Below are 4,769 nucleotides of genomic sequence, written 5' to 3' on the forward strand. Positions count from 1 at the left end.
ATTTCTTTTGCACCTCATTCATTCGGTTTCTCGCCTCCTGGTTGGTTTGTTTGTTTTGGTCTATTATTTTTTTACCAGGAGGCTTTTTTATTGGCAACACCTACCTTACATCATTACAGGAATGCTCCTTTTCGCTTAATAATGCTTAATAAACACCGTACTCTCGTGCCGCTTCAATCATGGCCAAAATATTTTCCCTTTTAGCATCGCCCATAACAACTCCACCGGCAGCAAGGACAAATCCTCCGTCACCGGCCAATTCATCAATAGCCCGCTTGACACAATCCTTTACTTCTTCCGGTGTACCGTAAGTTAGAAGTGTGGTGGGAACGCCGCCGTAAAGACAGAACCTACCGCCAAGAATCTCTTTGGCTTTCTTGGCCTCAGTTAAATCAATGGCAAAAACAATACTCTTCTCCGGTAAGTCAGCTATCTTCTCAAGATACGGTGTCCAATCTCCTTCGGCAAAGAAGAACGTCCTCTTTCCTAAAGCCCAAAGGCCCTCGATAACTGCCTTCCAGGAAGGCCAGTAATATTTTTGCCAATGTTCAAGGCTTAAGAAGGGGTAAGCTCCTTTATGAAGAGGCGCAAAACAAGGTAAAGAAGTATCCCCCGCAGCAGTAATCATAGCATAAGCAATATTATGAGGTACAATGGCTTCGCACGCGGCTAGAACCTTCTCTGGTCGACGACGAAGATCTACCAGAATCCCTTTCGTTCCCCGCAGGGCATCACCCAAGGTATCAAAGGGTGCCTTAGTTAACCCTGTCCCAGCTGGTACTATCCCGTATTCCTTTGCCCATTTTTCGCCCGCTTTAACTGCCTTGTCGTTATGCATGGCAAAAGCAGCAGCACTTTTAATTAAGGCCACAGTGGCCCGGTATGACCCCGGTTCAGCAAACTCCTCACATATATGAGGTAAGTACTTGGTAGCGAGCCATTGGGTAGGATTGGCGATAAATTCGTCGTAGTCTTCAGGCTTCATATACTCCTCTTCTACATATTGGAAGCCAGAGTTTTCTTCAAAATAAATCCCCGGGAACTTATACAATTTAGAACCTATGGCATCAAACATTGGGGGCCACCATAAATTGAGGGCGCCAAACATAACGTCAAAATCAAGGTCTCGTATCGCCCCGGCAATAATTTCCGTGGACTTGTCAACATTGTAATATACTTCCTGAAGAGTGGTATCGGTGTACTTGACAACCCATTCGCCAAGTGGAAAAACTACAGGAACCTTATCCGGCTTGCCGCACTCCAGAGCTACGGTGTAGCGCTTAAACCTTTCTTGAAAAAGCCTTTCCTTCTCACTCATACTTTAATTCCCTCCCTTGTGGCTTGTAATAAACCCAATTCCACATAGGCACGTGTTACATTATGTTATTTGTATCCCCTTCTTACCCACTCGTATTGCTTCACCCCCATTTTTGTAACTCACAACTCTTTAATCCTCCAACGCTCCTTTCCTATACGCCTTTAAGAAGTTTTTACCAAAGGGGTCGTTGCCCAACAATAGATCTACAGTAGCGACCGCTGTCATGATTTTTGAATCTAGGGGGTCAAGTATAGCCGCATCCATGCCGTGTGCCATGCAAATGGCTAGGAAATAGCGGTTAATGAGCTTTCTTTTAGGCATGTTAAAAGAGATATTGCTCAAACCTGACACTGTTTTTACTTTAAACAGGCGCTTAATCTCACTCAGGCATTGAAAAAACGTTGCCGCATTAGTGTGGCTCACAGCCAGAGGAAGCACCAGAGGGTCGATATAAAGATTATTCAAATCATAATTGTGTTTGGACAAGATCTCTACCATGCGCTCAGTAATTCTGATCCTGTCTTCCACGGTTTTGGGAATACCATTGTCGTCCACGGTCAACCCAATCACCGGGCACTGGCACTCTAAAACGAGCGGTAGCACCTCTTCAAGACGATTTTTCTCCAAAGAAATGGAATTAATTATAACTTTACTCTTCTCGCCTTTGACAGTTTCCAGAGCCTTTTTAATGGCCACCCCTGAGGTGCTGTCAATACATAAAGGTACATCAGTTACTTCTTGAACAGTGCGTATAAGCCACTCCATATCCTCCACTTCGTTACAGTGCGCAGTATTTAAATCTAAATAATCAGCCCCTGCCGCTACTTGATTAAGCGCAAGGTCTTGAACAGCACCTGCATCTTTGCTATTTATGATTTGACGTATACCAGGTATAGCGCTATTAAGTTTTTCACCAATTATTAACATTTAGTACAACCCTCCATTCTACCGGCTTCCATTAATTTGGGCTTAAACGACCAATAATCCACTATTGCATTATTTCGCCGAAGCTTCAGATGAGCTTGGTATATTTGTCTACCTGTATATACATATATTCTATGTATTTCCGAGAATTCCTTCTTAAAGGAACAAAAAATTTATGTTGTTTTTCCAAGGAAAAAATATAAATAAATATCGGCCTCTTACTTTGGGACTTAAACGACCAGTTTGCCGGTTAATGTTGGAGCAGATGAGGTATAATCATCTCTGCTACCCATTTACTCTCTGCCTTCTAATTACTTTTAATAGTAGGTACCAAATTCCTTTGCGGATTCTATTAGGGCGCGCATGTTTTCCGGTTTTATATCATCAATTACGGCTCCGGAACTTAAAATAAACCCGCCATCTTTACCGGCAGTTTTTATAAGCTGTTTACAATAATCCTTTATTTCTTCCGGTGTCCCAAAGGTCAACAGAGTAATGGGCACGTTGCCAGCAATGCAAGCTATATCCCCCAGGATCTCTTTAGCTTTAGCCATATCGGTCTGGTCAAAAAGCCATACTGTCGTACCCCTGGGTAGATCACGAATGACTTCTAACCGAGAATTATAGCCTCCTTCAGCAAATAAGAAGGGAACCAATCCTTCTTCAATTAAACCAATAATAACTTTTCTTAGCGTTGGCCAATAGAAGGTCTTAAACTGTTTGCCTGACAGGAAACCATCAGCCCCCTTATGTAGAGGCATGAATACTAGCGGGTGGCCGGCGGCCTTGGCAGAAGATACCCCCATCCTTATGGCCAGGGGGGCAACTGCCTCCAGGGCCTCCAGCAGTTTTTCGGGCTGTCTATACATATCAATTATGATTCCATGAGTGCCTCTTAGAGTGTCGCCAATGATATCAAAAGGTGCCTTGCCTACTCCTCCAAAGAAGGCGGGGAATCCCTGCCCTTGAAGTGCCTGATCCACTGCGCGAACCATACTGGCCCAGCGGAGAACCTCATCTCCCGCTTCGAAAACGGCCTTGAAGGCGGCCTGTACTTCAGGAAAACCGAAGGGAATAAAACTGCCGCAAGTCATTACAATTTCCAGAACGTCGGTAAGAGGAGCCAGTTTTTCGAAGGGTTTAAGTGCACCGAAAATGCGGGGGAAATATAATCTTACCCAGAAGTCAGAAGGATCGTGGATCAAAGCGTCGTACTCATCGGCCTTCATATACTCCGCCTCAAGGCATTGGTACGAGATATCCGGCGGGACACCATGGCCTGGCCACCTATATAATTTGTAGTCAAGAATTTCGAAAAATCTACCTGGCGGAACAAAAGCTGTTCCTAGATATGCATCGGGCTCAAAATCTAAAACGTATTTCTTCCAAGCAACCGCAGCTTTGTCATAGTCATACATCGCATCTTGAACGGTTATACCTGAGTAATAAACCGGAAAAAGTCCCGTTATAGGACAAACCGGTACCCGGTCAGGTACCTTTCTTAATTGAATAGCGTCTTTTAGACGCATTACTCGCTCCTTATACGACTTTTCTGCTTCCGGGCTCGCAAATTCGATGCCTTGACCAGCAAGCCACGAAGAGAACATTTGCTCTTGCCTTTCTTCCGATTTCATTTGCTTCTCCTCTTTATCATTCTTTATTCCAAGCACTTCTCTCTCCAGATTATTTTTTGATAATTTCCTCTTAAGTGAACAAAGGTTTTTAAATTTGTATCCATGTCCCATCTCTGTTTATAACCCTCATCCCCAGCCAGCGCCGGCAGATGGCCACTCCTTCCCCCGCCTCCCGCACCCAGGCGTCGGCACCCACATACTGGCAGACACGCTCGTTGACCAGGCCCCCTATAAGAACTTTAACCGGAGGTTTAGAGGCCAACATGCGGGCCAATTGGACGGTCCGGCGCATGGATTCAAAAGAAGAAGTCAGTAAAGCGGATAACCCCAAAACCCGGGCGCCTGTTTCCCGGAGAATATTCAAAAAAATATCAGGCGGGATGTCCACCCCTGCATCGTAGACGCGGAATCCTTCACATCGAAGCAGGGAGATAGTTATGTTCTTGCCGATGTCATGGATGTCGCCCTCTACCGTGCCAAAAACGATGTCGGCTTTGCCCGGCTGCTCCTGAGAGATTGGCGAGATAGCAAGAAAGGGTTCTAGAACCCGGAGTACCTCCTGGAATATTTCTGCCGACATTACCAGGTCACTTAAGAAATATTCTCCCGCTGCATAACGTTCCCCTACGATTTTAAGCCCCTGCCGGCACTCTTCTACAATTTCCAGGGGCGGCTTCTGCTCGCGGAGGGCTTGCCCGACCAGTTCAAGGACCTTCTTTTCTTCTAATTCTGCCATAGCCATCATTAAGGGTCCCAACACAAACCACCTATCTCAATAATTTGCTTCTAGCTCGTTAAATCTCTTGCTCTCTTAGATTTTCATTTTTATGATGAAGTCCAAGAAGGCAGACTAAGCCTTCATCTTCATCATCAGTAGACGTAGTTGTTGTGGA

General features: G+C 45.1%; 4 protein-coding genes. All 4 read right to left on the reverse strand.

Annotation, left to right across the window (positions count from 1 at the left end):
• Positions 1 to 145: 145 nt before the first annotated feature.
• The 4 genes from MOST_RS05775 to MOST_RS05790 all read right to left on the reverse strand — a co-directional run bounded on the left by MOST_RS05775 (position 146) and on the right by MOST_RS05790 (position 4,636).
• Complete coding sequence (locus MOST_RS05775) at positions 146 to 1,318, reverse strand: uroporphyrinogen decarboxylase family protein (protein WP_054935583.1); 1,173 nt, start codon at positions 1,316 to 1,318, stop codon at positions 146 to 148.
• Between the two features lie 129 nt (positions 1,319 to 1,447).
• The gene (locus tag MOST_RS05780) at positions 1,448 to 2,245 is read right to left on the reverse strand and encodes a dihydropteroate synthase (protein ID WP_054935582.1); all 798 of its coding nucleotides are present in this window, start codon (positions 2,243 to 2,245) and stop codon (positions 1,448 to 1,450) included.
• Between the two features lie 314 nt (positions 2,246 to 2,559).
• Positions 2,560 to 3,987, reverse strand: a complete 1,428-nt coding sequence (locus MOST_RS05785) for a uroporphyrinogen decarboxylase family protein (protein ID WP_208974781.1) — start codon at positions 3,985 to 3,987, stop codon at positions 2,560 to 2,562.
• Entirely contained in the window at positions 3,965 to 4,636 is a 672-nt protein-coding gene (locus MOST_RS05790; RefSeq protein WP_422879873.1) for a cobalamin B12-binding domain-containing protein, read from the reverse strand. The genes MOST_RS05785 and MOST_RS05790 overlap by 23 nt, the downstream gene beginning before the upstream one ends.
• Positions 4,637 to 4,769 lie beyond the last annotated feature (133 nt).

The sequence above is a fragment of the Neomoorella stamsii genome, assembly GCF_002995805.1.
Taxonomy (GTDB): domain Bacteria; phylum Bacillota; class DSM-521; order Neomoorellales; family Neomoorellaceae; genus Neomoorella; species Neomoorella stamsii.

Bases quoted from the DNA above. Each gene is read 5' to 3' on its own strand.
- MOST_RS05785 (WP_208974781.1), bottom strand. From the start codon at position 3,987: ATGGGACATGGATACAAATTTAAAAACCTTTGTTCACTTAAGAGGAAA.
- MOST_RS05775 (WP_054935583.1), bottom strand. From the start codon at position 1,318: ATGAGTGAGAAGGAAAGGCTTTTTCAAGAAAGGTTTAAGCGCTACACC.
- MOST_RS05780 (WP_054935582.1), bottom strand. From the start codon at position 2,245: ATGTTAATAATTGGTGAAAAACTTAATAGCGCTATACCTGGTATACGT.